Annotated in this window: 16 protein-coding genes and 1 tRNA gene; 4 read left to right on the top strand and 13 right to left on the bottom strand. The window is 60.9% G+C overall.

Going from position 1 to position 17,175, the window contains the following annotated elements; genetic code table 11:
- Nucleotides 1-4 precede the first annotated feature (4 nt).
- The 5 genes from coaE to JW897_RS02820 all read right to left on the bottom strand — a co-directional run bounded on the left by coaE (nucleotide 5) and on the right by JW897_RS02820 (nucleotide 5,824).
- On the bottom strand, nucleotides 5-616 hold the full coding sequence (gene coaE / locus JW897_RS02840; protein ID WP_048414187.1) for a dephospho-CoA kinase: 612 nt from the start codon (nucleotides 614-616) through the stop codon (nucleotides 5-7).
- Nucleotides 606-1,475 carry a prepilin peptidase gene (locus JW897_RS02835; protein WP_205465115.1) on the bottom strand — a complete coding sequence of 290 codons (870 nt, stop codon included), beginning with the start codon at nucleotides 1,473-1,475 and terminating at the stop codon, nucleotides 606-608. The genes coaE and JW897_RS02835 overlap by 11 nt, the downstream gene beginning before the upstream one ends.
- Nucleotides 1,472-2,695 carry a type II secretion system F family protein gene (locus JW897_RS02830; protein WP_048414185.1) on the bottom strand — a complete coding sequence of 408 codons (1,224 nt, stop codon included), beginning with the start codon at nucleotides 2,693-2,695 and terminating at the stop codon, nucleotides 1,472-1,474. Before JW897_RS02830 ends, JW897_RS02835 begins: the two co-directional genes overlap by 4 nt.
- 71 nt (nucleotides 2,696-2,766) lie before the next feature.
- Nucleotides 2,767-4,473, bottom strand: a complete 1,707-nt coding sequence (pilB, locus tag JW897_RS02825) for a type IV-A pilus assembly ATPase PilB (protein WP_205465114.1) — start codon at nucleotides 4,471-4,473, stop codon at nucleotides 2,767-2,769.
- A 220-nt stretch (nucleotides 4,474-4,693) separates the two neighbouring features.
- Nucleotides 4,694-5,824, bottom strand: coding sequence for a porin (locus tag JW897_RS02820; RefSeq protein WP_205465113.1), 1,131 nt, complete (start codon nucleotides 5,822-5,824; stop codon nucleotides 4,694-4,696).
- 314 nt (nucleotides 5,825-6,138) lie between these two features.
- Between JW897_RS02820 and JW897_RS02815 the strand changes: the two genes are divergently transcribed.
- Nucleotides 6,139-7,569 carry a cryptochrome/photolyase family protein gene (locus JW897_RS02815; protein WP_240352045.1) on the top strand — a complete coding sequence of 477 codons (1,431 nt, stop codon included), beginning with the start codon at nucleotides 6,139-6,141 and terminating at the stop codon, nucleotides 7,567-7,569.
- Between the two features lie 53 nt (nucleotides 7,570-7,622).
- Here JW897_RS02815 and JW897_RS02810 read toward each other — a convergent pair whose 3' ends face one another.
- Together JW897_RS02810 and JW897_RS02805 are read right to left on the bottom strand one after the other, a co-directional pair.
- Nucleotides 7,623-8,000 carry a ComEA family DNA-binding protein gene (locus JW897_RS02810; RefSeq protein WP_205465112.1) on the bottom strand — a complete coding sequence of 126 codons (378 nt, stop codon included), beginning with the start codon at nucleotides 7,998-8,000 and terminating at the stop codon, nucleotides 7,623-7,625.
- A gap of 34 nt (nucleotides 8,001-8,034) precedes the next feature.
- On the bottom strand, nucleotides 8,035-8,856 hold the full coding sequence (locus JW897_RS02805) for a cytochrome C assembly family protein (RefSeq protein WP_048414180.1): 822 nt from the start codon (nucleotides 8,854-8,856) through the stop codon (nucleotides 8,035-8,037).
- 108 nt (nucleotides 8,857-8,964) lie between these two features.
- Here JW897_RS02805 and ffh point away from each other — a divergent pair, with 108 nt between their 5' ends.
- From ffh to purB, 3 genes are all read left to right on the top strand, one after another.
- Nucleotides 8,965-10,320, top strand: a complete 1,356-nt coding sequence (gene ffh / locus JW897_RS02800; RefSeq protein WP_048414179.1) for a signal recognition particle protein — start codon at nucleotides 8,965-8,967, stop codon at nucleotides 10,318-10,320.
- A gap of 49 nt (nucleotides 10,321-10,369) precedes the next feature.
- Nucleotides 10,370-11,266: an ATP-grasp domain-containing protein gene (locus JW897_RS02795; protein ID WP_205465111.1), complete on the top strand. Its 897-nt coding sequence runs from the start codon at nucleotides 10,370-10,372 to the stop codon at nucleotides 11,264-11,266.
- A gap of 65 nt (nucleotides 11,267-11,331) precedes the next feature.
- Entirely contained in the window at nucleotides 11,332-12,702 is a 1,371-nt protein-coding gene (purB, locus tag JW897_RS02790) for an adenylosuccinate lyase (RefSeq protein ID WP_205465110.1), read from the top strand.
- 135 nt (nucleotides 12,703-12,837) lie between these two features.
- On the opposite strand, the gene JW897_RS02785 is transcribed toward purB, so the two are convergent.
- The 6 genes from JW897_RS02785 to JW897_RS02760 all read right to left on the bottom strand — a co-directional run bounded on the left by JW897_RS02785 (nucleotide 12,838) and on the right by JW897_RS02760 (nucleotide 17,122).
- Nucleotides 12,838-12,914, bottom strand: a tRNA-Met gene (locus JW897_RS02785).
- A gap of 64 nt (nucleotides 12,915-12,978) precedes the next feature.
- Entirely contained in the window at nucleotides 12,979-13,800 is an 822-nt protein-coding gene (locus JW897_RS02780; RefSeq protein ID WP_205465109.1) for an undecaprenyl-diphosphate phosphatase, read from the bottom strand.
- A gap of 83 nt (nucleotides 13,801-13,883) precedes the next feature.
- A complete protein-coding gene (locus JW897_RS02775; protein ID WP_048414175.1) occupies nucleotides 13,884-14,495 on the bottom strand; it encodes a thiol:disulfide interchange protein DsbA/DsbL in 612 nt (203 codons plus the stop codon).
- Nucleotides 14,496-14,520: 25 nt separating this feature from the next.
- Complete coding sequence (locus JW897_RS02770) at nucleotides 14,521-15,171, bottom strand: SPOR domain-containing protein (protein ID WP_231589264.1); 651 nt, start codon at nucleotides 15,169-15,171, stop codon at nucleotides 14,521-14,523.
- Nucleotides 15,172-15,320: 149 nt separating this feature from the next.
- Complete coding sequence (locus JW897_RS02765) at nucleotides 15,321-16,829, bottom strand: YifB family Mg chelatase-like AAA ATPase (protein WP_205465108.1); 1,509 nt, start codon at nucleotides 16,827-16,829, stop codon at nucleotides 15,321-15,323.
- Between the two features lie 5 nt (nucleotides 16,830-16,834).
- Nucleotides 16,835-17,122, bottom strand: coding sequence for an accessory factor UbiK family protein (locus JW897_RS02760; protein ID WP_048414172.1), 288 nt, complete (start codon nucleotides 17,120-17,122; stop codon nucleotides 16,835-16,837).
- Nucleotides 17,123-17,175 lie beyond the last annotated feature (53 nt).

Below are 17,175 nucleotides of genomic sequence, written 5' to 3'. Positions count from 1 at the left end.
CCGGTTATGATCTATCGGCTAGGCTGGCAAGATAATAATCGTGTTTGGCGTCGACTTGAAGCCTCAATGCAGCCAAGCTGTCATTATTACAAATTATATCGTCGGCGCGTTCGCGTCGCTGCGCTCGCGAACATTGCGTCGCCATGATCGCCCGCACCGCCTTTTCGTCCATGCCGTTGCGCCGCATCACCCGCTCCAGCTGCGCCGACTCCTCGCAGTCCACCAGCAGGGTGCGCGCCAGCATCGGCAGATAATGCCCGGTTTCAAACAACAAGGGCACCACCAGCACGCAATACGGCCCGCGCGCCGCGGCCACCCTGGCCTCGCTCTCCCGCCGAATCAACGGATGCAGCACGCTTTCCAGCCGCTGCCGGCTGTCGGCGTCTGCAAACACCCGCTCGCGCATCCAGCCGCGATCCAGCGCTCCGTCCTCTCGCACCGCGCCCGCGCCGAACGCCGCCGCCAGGGCCGGCATCGCCGCGCCGCGCGGACCGGTCAGCTCATGCGCGATGGCGTCGGTGTCGACCACCGGCACGCCCAACTCGGCGAAACGATCCGCCGCCGCGCTTTTGCCGGAGCCGATGCCGCCGGTCAGCCCTACTACTTTAATAGGCATGCAAATACCAGTTCACAATGTCCTGACCCCAGATCAAGGCGATCCAGCCGGCGGCCGCAAGATAAGGACCAAACGGCAGCGGCTGGCCGCGGCCGTGCTTGGCCAGCAAAATCAAGACCACGCCCACCGCCGCGCCCACCAGCGAGGACAACAGAATCACCAGCGGCAGCAAGGTCCATCCCAGCCATGCGCCCAAGGCGGCCAGCAGCTTGAAGTCGCCGTAGCCCATGCCCTCCTTGCCGGTGGCCAGCTTGAAACCGTGGAACAGCAGCCACAGGCACAGATAGCCCGCCATCGCGCCGATCACCGCGTCGGCCAGCGGCACGGTGCCGGTCAGCAGATTGAACAGCAAACCGCCCCACAGCAAGGGCAAGGTCAGATTGTCCGGCAGCAGCTGCGTGTCCGCGTCAATGAAGGTCAGGGCCAGCAACACCGCGGTCAGGGCCATATAGGCCGGCAACTGTTCCGACCAGCCATAGCGCCAGGCCAGGAAGGCGAACAAGGCCCCGGTCGACAACTCCACCGCCGGGTAACGCCAGGAGATCTTGGCCCGGCAGCTGCCGCACCGTCCGCGCAACAGCAGAAAGCTCAGCACCGGGATATTCTGCCATGGACGCACCGCGGCCCGGCATTGCGGGCAGTGCGAGGCCGGCCGCATCAAATTGTAGCGTTCGCCCGCCTCGTCCTCTTCCAATTGCAGGCAATCCACGCAATTGCGCCGCCACTCGGCTTCCAGCATCTTCGGCAAACGATGGATGATCACATTCAGAAAACTGCCAAGCAACAAACCCAGCACCAGCGCCGCGCCGGCGAAAGCCAGCGGGTACGAGCCGGCGATCCAGCGCCACTCCTCAATCATCCAACCACCTGCCCCATTTTGAAAATCGGCATATACATCGCAATGATCAAACCGCCGATCAAGATCCCCAGAATCACCATGATGGCCGGCTCCAGCAAACTGGACAGCGCGGCCACCGCGTTATCGACTTCTTCTTCGTAAAAATCCGCCACCTTGTCCAGCATCTGGTCCAGCGAGCCGGACTCCTCGCCGATCGAGGTCATTTGCAACACCATATTAGGGAACAAGTCGGTGCGCTGCATCGAGTAATTGAGGCTGGAGCCGGTGCTGACGTCGTTCTGGATCCGCTTGGTGGCGTCCGCGTACACCTGGTTGCCGGAAGCGCCGCCCACCGAGTCCAGCGCCTCCACCAAGGGCACCCCGGCGGCGAACAAGGTGGACAAGGTGCGCGCCCAGCGCGCGATGGTGGCCTTGCGGATGATATCGCCGATCACCGGCACACGCAGCAGGATGCGGTCCATCCGCTCTTGCAGCTTGGGCGTGCGCTTGAAGGCGTAGAGAAAGCCGAACAGGCTGCCGAAAATCACGCCGAAGATCAGCCACCAGTAATGGACGAAGCCGTCCGACAGCCAGATCACGAACAGCGTCGGCGCCGGCAGATTGGCGCCGAAGCTGGAAAACAGATCCTTGAACGCCGGAATCACGTAAATCATGATGACGGCGGTAATGATGAAGGCGGTGCCGACGATGGCCGACGGATAAATCAGGGCCGACTTGATCTTGCCCTTGATCGCCATCACCTTTTCCTTGTAGGTGGCCAGCTTGTCCAGCAAAGAGTCCAGCACGCCGCCGGTTTCGCCCGCGGCGATGATGTTGCAGAACAACTTGTCGAAGTACAAGGGCCGCTTGCGGAAGGCTTCCGCCAGCGACAGGCCGGTTTCGACGTCGGCGCGCACCTCCAGCAGCATCTTGGTCACCGCCGGGTTGCCGTGGCCCTTGGCCGCGATGTCGAACGCCTGCAGCAAGGGCACGCCGGCGCGCATCATGGTCGCCAGCTGGCGGGTGAACAAGGTGATGTCCCGCTCGGTGATGCGCTTGCCGAAACCGCCGCGCCGGCGCTTGATCTTGACCACGTTGATGCCCTGACGCCGCAACTGGGTCTTGGCCACCGCCTCGGACTCCGCCCGCAATTCCCCGCGTATCGCCTTGCCCGCCTTGTCCTTGCCTTCCCATTCCCAGACAAAGCCCGGCGTCGCTTTTTTTGCTACCGTGACTGCCATTCCATGGCCTCTTTCTTATTCCAAGCCGTTTAGCCCGCTCGCCGGCGGCCGCCGGAGGCGCGAAACCGGCTTTACTCGTTGGTCACCGCCTCGATCTCCGTCAACGAGGTCAAGCCCGCCTTCACTTTCAGCAAGCCGGCATGGCGCAAGTCCACCATGCCCTCCTTGCGCGCCAGATCGGCGATATCGATGGCGGTGCCGTTCTGCATGATCAAGCGCGTCATCGCGTCGGTGATCGGCATCACTTCGTAAATGCCGGTGCGGCCGCGGTAGCCGGTGCTGCGGCACTCCTCGCAGCCCACCGGCGCATAGGGTTTCCAACTGCCGTCCAGTTCCTCTTTCTTGAAACCGGCGCGCAATAGCGCCTCTTCGGGAATATCCGCCGGCTTCTTGCAATGCGCGCACAATCGCCGCGCCAGCCGCTGCGCCATGATCAACAGCACCGAGCTGGCGATATTGAACGGCGCCACCCCCATGTTCAACATCCGGGTCAAGGTCGCCGGCGCATTATTGGTATGCAGGGTGGAAAACACCATATGGCCGGTCTGCGCCGCCTTGATCGCGATGTCCGCCGTTTCGAAGTCCCGAATCTCGCCCACCATGATCATATCCGGATCCTGACGCAGAAAAGCCTTCAGGGCCGAGGCGAAGGTCAGTCCGGCGCGCTCGTTGACGTTGACCTGGTTGATGCCCGGCAAGTTGATTTCCACCGGGTCCTCGGCCGTGGCGATATTGATGTCCGGCTTGTTCAACAAATTAAGACAGGTATACAGCGACACCGTTTTACCGCTGCCGGTGGGGCCGGTCACCAGCACCATGCCGTAGGGGCGTCCGATCGCCTCCAGCAACAAACGTTTCTGCTCCGGCTCGAAGCCCAGCTGCTCGATATCCAGATTCGCCGACGACGAGTCCAGGATACGCATCACGATCTTCTCGCCGTACAGGGTGGGCAAGGTGCTGACCCGGAAGTCGATCGCCCGCGCCTTGGAAATGACCAGCTTCATCCGGCCGTCCTGCGGCACCCGCTTTTCCGAAATATCCAGCTTGGAGATCACCTTGATCCGGGAGGCGATCTTTTCCTTCAACACCAAGGGCGGCTGCGAGATCTCCTTCAACACCCCGTCCACCCGATAGCGGATGCGGTAGAACTTCTCATAAGGCTCGAAATGGATATCCGACGCGCCGCCGTTGATGGCGTCCAGCAACACCTTGTGGATGAACTTGACCACCGGCGCGTCGTCGACGTCCGGTTGCGCGCCGGTATCCGCCGACGCGTCCGGATCGGCGAATTCCAGATCGCCGAAATCCTCATTCTCCAACGCCTTGATCGCGGCGGTGGCGTCCTCGCTGTACTTGCCGAGCATCTTGCCCAGCTTGTCGTCCTCCACCACCACCACTTCCACCGTCATTCCGGTCTTGAAGGTGATCGCGTGATAGGCCGAGGTTTGAGTGGGATCCGAAGTGCCGACATACAGCTTGTTGCCGCGCTTGAGCAGGGGCAGCAAGCGCCGGCTGGCGATCAGTTCGTCGTCAACCACCCCCTTGGGCAACTGATCGAGATCAATCGCCGACATGTCCAATAAGGGATAGCCAAAAGTCTTGGACGCGAACATCGCGACATCTTGCGCCGTCATCTTCTTGCTCTGAATCAGCTGCTCGACGAAGCTGATGTGCGACGCCTGAGACTGGCGCAGAATGGCGTCCGCATCCTGCTGTAACAGCATATTGTTTTGCACCAAGGCCCGACCCAAGCCGGAAATCCCAGCCGAAGCTTCCATACGCTTGCAACTCACCTGTGAACAGATTGGACGACACCGCGCGGCGCCCCGTGTCAGAGCTCGCCACCTTGAAGACAGCCGCACTACCGTTACAACATTATATGCAAAATGCGGATGCTGCTTTGACTTAAATCCCGGCGCGACCGGATTCCGGCGGCCGCCGAGCCAAAAACAAAAAGGACTGCCGAAGCAGTCCTTTCAAGATCGTACTCAAGTGTGCTTAGAAGCGGTGCACCAGGCCCAGGCCGAAGGAGTTTTCCTTCTCCACGTTGTTACCCTTCCATTTCACGTGGCCGTAGGAAGTGTAAACCTCGGTACGCTTGGACAAGGCATAATCCAGAGCCAGCACGTACTGGTCGTAACCTGAGTTGTTGACATCGCTGCCGCCAACGCTGATGTCGTAACCCTTGACATAGGAGAAGTACGGGGTCAAGGAACCGAAGGTGTAGCCCAGCGTCAGTGCCAACTCGCGGGTTTTCACCTCTTTGCTCACATCCAGATTGCTGGAACCGGCTGTCAAAGCGTTAAAGGCAGCTTTGTTATACAACACGCCTTTGCTATCAGCGTAAGCGCCGGCGGTGCCGTCGATATAGCCGCGAATTTGTTGATAGCCCAAAGCCGCGTAGATATTGTTGGCCATGTAGCCGCCTTCGAAGCGGTGCCAATCTTTGTTCGAGCTACGTCCACCAGTCGCAAGTGCCTTATCGGCGTCACCCCAATTCTGGTAGTTGTACTTGCCGAAGAAGCCGGAATTCTCATAGCTCAGACCCAGGTTCCAAGTCTGGCGATTAGTGCGGCTGCCATCGGTGCTTGCGCCGCGAGCTTCGTCGGTACCGTACAGGAACGCAAAACTGAAGCCGGCCCAGTTCGGGCTGTCGTAACGAACGGCGTTGTTAACGCGGTCGTCAAGACGAGTGAAATAAGCCAAACCCCCTACGCTTTGCGAGCTGTAGTAACCCGGATCAACTTGCTCCATCATATCGTTGGCGTAGTTGGACAGGCGGCCCAGACGGAACTTACCCCAGCTGTCGCCGGCCAAGCCGATGAAGCTATCGCGAGTATTGAAGCCGGAGGATTCGGAGCCATCGATATTCACACGATTCTCCACCTGCCAAATGGCTTTCAGGCCATTGCCCAGATCTTCATTGCCCTTGAAGCCGATACGTGAAGTCCAGTCGTTGATCTGGGAGTTGCCTTGCGGCTTACCGTTAGAGTCCAGGGCGGTGCTCGCACGGTAAGTCTTGTTGTACTCGTAACCACCACGGATCTCACCGTAGATGGTGACGTCGGCCATCGCGGCGGCGGCCGGCATCAGGGCGGCGATTGCAAGAGCGATATGCGTCTTGTTCATTGCAGTTCCTTTCAAGTCAGTTGATGTTGTCCTGTTGATTTCGCTGTTCAAAGCCAGAGAACCCGGACATTTATGTGTCACCGATATGCTTCGGTGATCGCTAGGCTCAATATAAGACCGACGTTGCGAAAAAACAAAAACAGCATGCACTTCCAACAAAAAAGCACTCAAAAAAACAACACATGCATCGCAAACCATTGTTTTACATGAACACCAGACTTAGTCGCCGCTGCCACTAAGATGCAATTACGCAACACAAGCAGCAACTTAGTGCAAAAAAGCAACAACTCATAAGGCATAAAATGGATCATCCAATGTCAGACAATAAAACCGAAACCTTACCCATGGGCAAGGTTTCGCTTTACTGGCTCAGGCGCGACCTGCGCCTGGAGGACAATCACGCTTTGCAACAAGCACTGGCCTCCGGCTACCCAGTGCAATGCGTCTTTGTTTTCGACAGCAATATTCTCGGCACACTTTCTCCCGCCGACCGGCGCCTCGGCTTCATCTGGCAATCCTTGCGGGAGATTCAAGACGCTCTGCGCGCAGCGGGCGGCGAGCTGTGGTGCGAAACAGGCCCCGCGCAAGACGTCATCCCCAGGCTGGCTGCGCAGCTCGACGCCGACGCCGTCTATGTGAACGAGGATTACGAGCCCTATGCGCGCCAGCGGGACACCATGGTTGCCCAAAGCCTGGCTGCGAAGGGCAAGACCTTGCACGCCTACAAGGATCAGGTCATTTTCGCTCGAGACGAGTTGCTCACGGCCAGTGGCAAGGCCTTCACCGTGTTTACCCCGTATTGCAACGCCTGGCTTAAAAAACTGAGCCCGCAACACAGCCAATCGCTGACCGTGCCGCCGCTGGCCGGCCGGCTGCGTGCGCCTACCGGCACACCCGCCATGCCCAGCCTGGCCGAGCTGGGCTTTGCCCAGACCGAGCCCTGCTTGCTGGCGCCGGGAGCCTCCGGAGCACGGGAATTGTTCGCCGATTTCTGCCGGCAGCGTATCCAGCGCTACCATCAACAAAGGGACTATCCCGGTGTTAAGGGCGTGTCCTATCTTTCCACCCATTTGCGCTTCGGCACCCTCTCGATCCGCCAATTGGTGCAATTCGCCTGCTTCGACGGCGGCGAGGGCGCGATGTGCTGGCTGAAGGAATTGATCTGGAGGGAGTTTTATCAGCAACTGCTGTGGCATTTCCCCGATGTCGCCGCTCACAGCTTCAAGGCGCAATACCGCGACCTGCCCTTTCCCAACCGCCAGGACTGGCTGGAAAGCTGGCAGAAAGGACTAATCGGTTATCCGCTGATTGATGCGGCCATGCGACAACTGAACCAAACCGGCTATATGCACAACCGGCTGCGCATGATCGCCGCCAGCTTTCTGGTCAAGGATCTGCTGATTGACTGGCGTCTGGGCGAGCGCTATTTCGCGGAGAAACTGCTGGATTTCGACTTGGCGTCGAACAACGGCGGCTGGCAGTGGGCCGCCTCCACCGGCTGCGACGCGCAGCCCTATTTCCGCATCTTCAATCCGGTGACGCAATCGCAGAAATTCGATCCGGACGGCCGCTTCATCCGCCGCTACGTGCCGGAGCTGGCCGCGCTAAGCGATCAGGCGATCCACGCGCCCTGGCAAGCCAAGACGCTGCCGGAGGGCTTCGTGCTGGGCCGGGACTATCCGCGTCCCATCGTCGACCACGCCGAACAAAGGCAACTGGCGCTGGCCCTGTTCGGCAAGCAATGAAAAACGCCCGCATCCGCGGGCGTTATTGCAAGCAAACCGTTGCCGGACAAGCGTCAGGGCTTTTTCTTGGCCGCCGGCTTGGAGGCTTCTTTCTTGACGCCGGCCACCGGCTTGGCCGCTGCGGCGGCGGGTTTGGCGGCGGCGGGCTTGGCCTCCGCTTTCGGCGCGGCGCTGGACGCGCCGCTGACCGCGAGCTCGCTACGCAGTTTTTCCAAGGTCTTATCGCCGATTCCGCTGACATTCTTCAGGTCGTCCACGCTCTTGAACGGCCCGTTCTTGGCGCGGTAATCCACGATGGCCTTGGCCTTGACCGGGCCAATGCCTTTCAGCGCCTCCAACTCCTGCTGGTTGGCGGTATTGATGTTGACGGCGGCAAAAGCGGTACTGCAAATCAGCATCAGGGCGGCAAACAGGGCTAACAATTTTTTCATCATTGATCTCCTTGTGAGACAGGGCTGGGCAACCTCAACCGCGTTGCAGGATCAATTCTATGACGACCTTGCTGCCAATGTAAGCCAGCGCCAAGGACAGGAAACCGGCCAAAGTCCAGCGAATCGCCACCCGCCCGCGCCAGCCTTGCAACTTGCGGCCGATCAGCAGGCCGCCGAACAACAGCCAGGACAACACGGCGAAAACGGTCTTGTGCGTCAGCACCGCGGCGTGCCCCAGCACCTCTTCTGAAAACACCACTCCGGTCAGCAGCGAAACCGTCAGCAGCAAAAAGCCGACGCCTATCACCTGGAACATCATTTTTTCCAAGGATAGCAAGGGCGGCAATTGCCGGACCAGCGGGGACGCCCGTTTATCGTGCAAGGCCTTTTCCAGGAACAGCATCAGGATGGCGATCAGCGCGCCGATGGCGAACAGGCTGTAGGCGAACAAGGACACCAGGATATGCAGCACGAAAGCCGGGTTGCTCAGGTCCTGCACCACGTGCTGCCCGGGAAACAGCAGGGCGAAGCCCAGCGCGGCCATCGCCAGCGGCATCATGAACAGCTGCAGGCCTTCCACGCGGTAGAAGAAGCTGCAGGTCCAGTAAATCAACAACATGATCCACACCATCACCGACAAGGCGCGGCCGACCCCCAGGGACAGCAAGGCCCCCTGCGTCAGCGGCAACAGCACGGCAATCGCCTGCAGCAGCAGCAGCACGCCCAGCAGGCTGTGCTCCAGCCGAGGCTTGCGCGGCCAGCACGCCAGGCCGCGCCAGTTGGCGAAGTAGTGCCAGGTGAAAACCCCATAGGAGAGGATCAGCGCAATAGAAAGTACGAGCAGGAAACGGGTCATGTCGGGTGTTTTATCAAAACCGGGCGCAGCCCCGGCGGCTCGTGGTAAAATCGATAGTTTGAGAGTCTACACCAACCGGCAAGCCGTTGGCAGAAGTAAGGACGCACCATGCTAGACAACCTGACCAGCCGCCTGTCCGGCGTGATGAAAAATCTGCGCGGCAATGCGCGCTTGACCGAAGCCAATATCCAGGACGCGATGCGCGAAGTGCGCATGGCCCTGCTGGAGGCCGACGTCGCCCTGCCCGTGGTCAAGACCTTTATCGCCCAGGTCAAGGAGCGCGCGCTCGGCCAAGACGTGGCCGGCAGCCTGACTCCGGGCCAGGCCCTGGTGGGCGTGGTCAATGAGGAATTGACCAAATTGATGGGCGACAAGAACGACGCCCTCAATCTGGCGGCCGTGCCGCCCGCCATCGTGCTGATGGCCGGCCTGCAGGGCGCCGGCAAGACCACCACGGTCGGCAAGCTCGCCAAATTGTTGAAAGAGACCCAGAAGAAAAAAGTGCTGGTCGTCTCCGCCGACGTCTACCGCCCCGCCGCGATCGAACAATTGCAGCTGCTGGCCCAGCAGGTCGGCGTCGAATGGTTCCCGTCCTCCGGCGACCAGAACCCCGTCGACATCGCCCGCGCCGCGGTGGATCACGCCAAACGCCACTTTTTCGACGTGCTGATGGTGGACACCGCCGGCCGCCTGGCCATCGACGAAGCGATGATGGCCGAGATCAAGGCGCTGCACGCGACGCTGAACCCGGTGGAAACCCTGTTCGTCGTCGACGCGATGCAGGGCCAGGACGCGGTCAACACCGCCCAGGCTTTCAATGAGGCGCTGCCGCTGACCGGCGTCATCCTGACCAAGATGGACGGCGACTCGCGCGGCGGCGCCGCCTTGTCCGTCCGCCACATCACTGGCAAGCCGATCAAATTCATCGGCGTCGGCGAAAAAGTGTCCGGCCTGGAACCCTTCCACCCGGACCGGATCGCCAGCCGCATTCTGGGCATGGGCGACGTGTTGTCGCTGATCGAAGAAGTGCAAAAAGGCATCGATCAGGACGAGGCCGCCGCGATGGCCAAGAAGTTGAAGTCCGGCAAGGGCTTCGACCTTGAGGACTTCAAGGCCCAGATGCAGCAGATGAAGAAAATGGGCGGCATGAGCAATCTGCTGGAGAAAATGCCGGGACAACTGGGGCAGATGGCCAAAGGCGTGCAAGGCGCGGAGGCGGAGAAAGCCATGCGCCGCATCGAAGGCATCATCAATTCGATGACGCCGCAGGAACGCCACAAGCCGGAACTGCTCAAGGCCAGCCGCAAACGCCGCATCGCCGCCGGCGCCGGCGTGACGGTGCAGGAAGTCAACAAGCTGCTGAACCAGTTCGAGCAGACGCAGAAAATGATGAAGCAGTTCTCCTCCAAGGGAGGCATGATGAAAATGCTTCGCGGCATGAAGGGCATGATGCCCGGCATGTAAGCTGAAACGGGTGCCTAGCACCCGTTTTTCTTGATGTAAAAGGATTTCGATGTCGCTCGATGTTGCCGTTCTGACCGATTCTCGCCTGCTGCCGCCGGACGACGGCGATTGGTATCGCCGCCAGGTTCACCACGAGGACGGCCTGGTGCTGGCGGCGTTGCAACGCCAGGGGCTGAGCGCCCGCCGTCTGGCCTGGGACGATCCGGACATGGACTGGGCCGGCGTCCGCTGCGCGTTGTTCCGCACCACCTGGGACTACTTCGAGCGCCTGTCCGCGTTTGCCGACTGGCTGGCGCGCGCGGCCGGTCAAACGCGGCTGTTCAACGAGATTGGGCTGATTCGCTGGAATCTGGACAAGCGTTACCTGCCCGAGCTGCAACAAAACGCTGTCCATACCGTGGACACGCACTACATTGAGAAAGGCGCGCCGCAAACCTTGCGCCAATTGCTGGCAGAGCGAGGCTGGGACGACGCCATCTTGAAACCGGCCGTCTCCGGCGCCGCCCGGCACACCTACCGCGTCGCCCCGGCGAACGCGGCAACGCTGGAATGCGCGTACGCCGAGTTGATCCAGCAAGAGGCCATGCTGCTGCAGCCGATGCAACACAGCGTGCTGAGCCAGGGCGAGCTGTCCCTGATCGTCATCGACGGCCGCTTCAGCCACGCCATCCGCAAAACGCCGAAGTCCGGCGACTTTCGCGTGCAGGACGATCACGGCGGCCAGGTCCACCCGCATCAGGCCGACGCGCAAGAGATCGCCTTCGCCGAAGCCGCCGTGCGGGCGGTGCCTTTCGACGTACTGTACGCGCGCGTCGACATGATACGCGACAACCATGGCCGCCTGGCGGTCATGGAGTTGGAGATGATAGAGCCGGAGCTGTTTTTCCGTTTCCGGCCGCAAGCCGCGGAAGAGTTGGCCGCGGCGCTCGCGCGCCGCCTGCGTTGAGCAATGAGCGATTTTGTACTGCAACCCGCCAGAACACCGGCAACCCACGTTTGGAACTACCCAGCATGAACCTGACCACGCTGACCGCCCTAAGCCCCCTGGATGGCCGCTACGCCGGCCAAGTCGAGGCCTTGCGCAATCTGTTTTCCGAGTACGGCCTGATGAAGTTCCGCATCAAAGTGGAACTGGAATGGCTGAAGATGCTGGCCGCCGAGCCGGGCATCGAGGAAGTGCCCTCCTTCTCGGAAGCCACCATCCGTGAAGTCGACGACGTGATCGCCAACTTCAGCGTGCAACACGGTGAAGAGGTCAAAGCCATCGAGGCGCGCACCAATCACGACGTGAAGGCCATCGAGTACTGGCTGAAGGAACGCCTGTCCGGCAACCCTGAGGTGATGGCGGCCAGCGAGTTCATCCACTTCGCCTGCACCTCCGAGGACATCAACAACCTGTCGCACGCGTTGATGCTGAAAACCGCGCGCAACACCGTTGTGCTGCCCGCCATCGACGAAGTCATCCACAAACTGCAAAAACTGGCGCACGAACTGGCCGACACCGCGATGATGTGCCGCACCCACGGCCAGCCGGCGACCCCGTCCACCATGGGCAAGGAATTGGCCAATACGGTGTACCGCCTGAAACGCCAGCGCGAGCAACTGGTGCATCAGGAAATCCTCGGCAAGATCAACGGCGCGGTGGGCAATTACAACGCCCACCTGGTCGCCTATCCCGACATCGACTGGGAAAGCTTCTGCGGCCGCTTCGTCACCGGCCTGGGCCTGACCTTCAATCCCTACACCATCCAGATCGAACCGCACGACTACATGGCCGAGCTGTATCAGGTGCTGGCGCGGGTCAACACCATCCTGATCGACCTGAACCGCGACGTCTGGGGCTATATCTCGCTGGGCTACTTCAAGCAGAAGGTGAAGAAAGACGAAGTCGGCAGCTCCACCATGCCGCACAAGGTCAACCCGATCGACTTCGAAAACGCCGAGGGCAATCTGGGCATGGCCAACGCCATCCTGGGCCACCTGGCGGAAAAGCTGCCGGTGTCGCGCTGGCAGCGCGACCTGACCGATTCCACCGTGCTGCGCAATATGGGCGTGGGCTTCGGCTACACCATTCTGGGCCTCAAAGCCTGCCTGAAGGGCTTGAACAAGCTGGAAATCAATCAGCAGGCGATCGCTGCGGATCTGGACAACAGCTGGGAACTGCTGGCCGAGCCGGTGCAAACCGTGATGCGTCGCCACGGCGTGCCCAATCCGTACGAGCAGCTGAAGGAACTGACGCGCGGCAAGGGCGGCATCACCCGCGAAACCCTGCACGCCTTCATCAAGAACCTGGAGCTGCCCGAAGCGGAAAAAGCCCGTTTGCTGGAACTGACCCCGGCCGGCTACATCGGCAAAGCCGCGGAACTGGCCAAGCGCATTTAAACGCGTTTGCGCCAGCAATGAAAAAACCGCCGTCCCCGGCGGTTTTTTTACGTCACGACGCTCGCCGCCCATTGGCCACTGCGGCGCTGAAAACAAAAAACCCAGCTTTCATAAAGAAAGCTGGGTTTTTGAATTTGGTTGCGGGGGCAGGATTTGAACCTACGACCTTCGGGTTATGAGCCCGACGAGCTACCAGACTGCTCCACCCCGCGTCAGAGAGGTTGCATATTATACAAGCAGGCTTTGGCTGTCAAGATATTTCTATCTTGAGCCTGTTCAGGCGCTCCAATTCACCCAGCCCAGCTGCCAAGTCGCCAAAATCACCAGGCCGAATACGATGCGGTACCAGGCGAATGCATTGAAATTATGACTGGACACATAGCGGATCAAACCCCGCACCGCGAAGAAAGCGCTGATGAAGGCCGCGATGAAGCCCACCCCTATCACCGGCACGTCGGCGGCGGTGAATTGGTGCCAATGCTTGTACACATCGTAAAACGTAGCCGCGAACATGGTCGGCACCGCCAGGAAAAAGGAAAATTCGGTGGCCACCTTGCGGTCTAGGCCAAACAGCATGCCGCCGATAATGGTGGAGCCCGAACGCGAGGTGCCCGGCACCATGGCGAACACCTGGGCCACCCCCACTTTCAACGCGTCCCGCCAGCTCATCGCGTCCACGCTGTTCACCCGCGGCACGCGCTGCCTGCGCTCAACCAGCAGGATGATGACGCCCCCCACCACCAAGGCCAGCGCCACCGTCACCGGGTTGAACAGATAATGCTTGATCGCCTTGATCGCGAAGAAACCGATGACCGCCGCCGGCAGGAAAGCCACCAGCAAATTGCCGATGAAGCGCAGCGACTGGGCCTCCCGCCGCAAAGCCCCCTGCGCCACGCCCAGAAAGCGCTGCCGATACTCCCACACCACCGCCAGGATCGCGCCCAGCTGAATCACCACCTCGAACACGTCGGCATTGTTTTGAAAACCGATCAGGTCCCCGACCACGATCAAATGCCCGGTGCTGGAAATCGGAAAAAATTCCGTCACCCCTTCGACGATGCCCAGCAATAAAGCCTTGGCCAACAGCATCACATCCATGTCCACCCATCCCCCATCAAGGTTTAATATGCGCAAAAGGCAGCCCCGGGGCTGCCTTCTTCACCAAGCGTCTTGCTCGATTCTTATTTTTTCTCGGCTCGGGCCTTGGCCACCAGCTCGTTGATCACCTGCACCATGCGCTCCGGCGCCACCGGCGTCACCACGTATTTGCCGTTGACGATCACCGTCGGGGTGCCCTGGATCGCATAGTCGCGGGTCATCTTGGCAGCCTTGGCCACCTGCGCGTTCACGCCGAAGGATTTGTAGGCCTGCATCACCTTGGCGGCGTCAACGCCCTTCTGCTGCTTGAGCCAGTTGGCGAACACGCTCTCGTCGGACAGATTGACGCGCGACTTCACCACGGCCTCGAAAGCCGGGCGGTGCAGCTTGTCGTAGGCGCCGGAGGTCTTGAAGGCGGAGAACATGCGCACAAAGCCTTCCATCGACTTTTGCCACACGATCTGCTCCTTGGAGAAGGCCACGTCGGCGGGCTTGCTCTTTTCCCAAGCGCTCATCGCCGGTTCAAGCTCCAGGCAGTGAATGCAGTGGTAGGAGAAGAACTCGAGCACCTCCACCTTTTTCGGATCCGCCACCGGCTGCGGCGTCGCCAGCATGGTGTAATCCTTGCCCAGCTCAATCGCCGCGTTTGCCAGGCCGCTGAACAGCATCAACGAAAGCAATAACCACTTTTTCATTATCGATTCCCTATAGAGGAAGAGTTTATTCCGCCTTGACGACAGTCGCGCCAATGCCATCCTGCTTCAACTGAGCCTTCACCCGGTCCACCTCGTCCTGGCGGCTGTACGGCCCCACCCGGACTCGATGCACCAGCCCCTTTTCCGGCACAGTCACCGACTGGATTTTGGCTTCCACGCCCAACAAGGCCAGCTTGGCCTTGAGGTTGTCCGCCTCGTCCTGATTCTGGAAGGATCCCAGCTGCAAGTAGACTTTTTTGGCCGCCTGCTGCGCCGAAGGTTCCGCCGCCTTGCCGTTCTTGCCCGGCACCGCGTCCACCTGTCCCGGCAAGATCTTGTAGAAATCAAAGCGTTGTTCGTCCTTGCCGGCATCCTTGGCCGCCGGCGCGGTCGCGGCCGGTTTGGCGGGAGTTTCCGCCGGCATCGGCGGCGGAGCGGACGGCGGCTCCTGGGCCGGCTTGGCCGCCGGCGCCGGAACCGCGGCGGTTTCCGAGGCCGCGTCGGCCAGGCGGGTGCCCGGAGCCAGCAGCTCGGTCGGCGGCGCGGAGGCGCCGGCCGCCTTGCGGTCCAACTTTTCCAAATTGCTGAACGGCGTAGAGGACTTATTCAGATACATGGCGAGGCCAACCGCGACGGCAACGCCGACGATCAGGCCGATGACGATGCCCGCCACCATGCCGCCGCCTCCGCTTTTGGAGCCGGATGAGCGGCTGCGGGAACTACGTGAGGAATTTTTTAAATCTCGATTTGCCATGCAGCACTTACGCTTTTAACTAATCAAATAGTTCAACAAACTATCTGGATTGATCAATTCTTTATTTATTGTTAGCCATTAGGCATTGCGGCGCGTCGTAATTGAATCGCCTGCAACACATGCTCCCGCATGACCATAGCCTGACCCTGCAAATCGGCAATGGTTCTGGAAACTCGAAGTATCCGATGATAACTGCGCGCCGACAAGCCGATCTTGTCCAAAACTTGCCGCAATAATGCCAGCGCCTCGGCGTGAAAAGCGCCAACCGCCTCCAACTCCGCCCCGCTCAAGCCGGCATTCGCCTTGCCCTGCCTCTCCAATTGCCGACGATACGCCGCCTCCACCCGCTCGCGTACCTGGGCGCTGGGCTCGCCGGCGGGTCCTTCCACCAACTCGTCGGCGGGCAAGGACTGCACTTCGACGTGCAAATCGATGCGATCCAATAAGGGACCGGAGATTTTACCTCGATAGCGCCCCACTTGCTCGGGCGTGCACCGGCATTTTCCGCTGAAATGCCCAAGATAACCACAGGGGCAGGGATTCATTGCCGCTATCAACTGGAATCGGGCGGGAAAACTGGCCTGGCGCGCGGCGCGCGAGATGTGGATCACCCCGGCCTCCAACGGCTCGCGCAGCACTTCCAGCACTTTGCGGTCGAACTCGGGCAATTCGTCCAAAAACAAGACGCCATGATGCGCCAGGCTGATTTCCCCCGGCCGGGGATCGCTGCCGCCGCCCACCAGCGCAACCGCGGACGCGGTGTGGTGCGGAGAGCGGAACGGCCGCACGCCCCAATCGTCCAGCGCGAAGCCGTCGCTCCCCAAGGAACGCACGGCGGCGCTTTCCAGCGCCTCTTCGTCCGGCATGCCGGGCAAGATGCCGGGCAGGCGCGCCGCCAGCATGGATTTGCCGGTGCCGGGCGGCCCGAGCAGCAAGAGGCTGTGCCGTCCGGCCGCGGCCACTTCCAGCGCATGACGCGCCAGCGGCTGGCCTTTGATGTCTTGTAGATCTAGATAGTCCGGAGGCGAGCGGGACAAGCCGTCCTCGGGTCGATACGGTTCCAGCGCGGCAAGGCCGTTGAGAAAGGCGCAGGCTTCGACCAGAGAGTTCACCCCGTACAAGGGCATGCCCTCGAGCACGGCGGCCTCTTTGGCGCTGGCCATCGGCAGCATGAAGGCGCGCCCCGCCTCTCGCGTCTTGCACGCCATCGCCAGGGCGCCGCGCACCGGCCGCAAGGCGCCGGTCAGGGCCAGCTCGCCGGCGATTTCATAGGTCGCCAACTGAGGGCAGCGCACTTGTCCGCTAGCCGCCAGAATGCCGATGGCGATGGGCAGGTCGAAGCGGCCGGAGTCTTTGGGAAGGTCGGCCGGGGCCAGGTTGACGGTGATGCGCCGGGCCGGAAACTCAAAGCCCGAGGTCAGGATCGCCGCGCGCACCCGCTCCCGGCTTTCCTTCACCTCTAGGTCCGGCAGGCCGACAATGGTGAAGGCGGGCAAGCCGTTGGCCAGATGCACTTCCACCGCCACCTCGGGCGCGTCCATTCCCGCCAGCGCCCGGCTTGCGACCACGGCCAGCGCCATGTCGCTCAGGAGTGGCCGAGTTCTGATTGCGCCTCTACCGTGGCTTTCGCCTCCTCCGGGAACACCTGCGCCTCCAGCCGCGCCAGCTTCTGCTCCAGTTGCGCCAGCTTCTCGCGGGTGCGCACCAACACCTCCTGCTGCACGTCGAACTCCTCGCGCGTCACCAGATCCATTTTGCTGAAGGTGGAGGCCATCATCGCCTTGACGTTTTTCTCGATGTCCTTGGCCGGACTGGCGGCGATGGTCTCGCTGATCTTGTTGCCGATTTCCTCGAACAACTTTTGGCTCAACATGACGCGGCTCCTTGAATGAGTAAGTGATAACAGAGCAGAGTGTAGCAAAAAGC

Source organism: Chromobacterium alkanivorans, from assembly GCF_016937655.1.
In the GTDB taxonomy this organism is placed as follows: Bacteria; Pseudomonadota; Gammaproteobacteria; order Burkholderiales; family Chromobacteriaceae; genus Chromobacterium; species Chromobacterium alkanivorans.
This window is presented reverse-complemented; position numbering and strand designations above follow the sequence as displayed.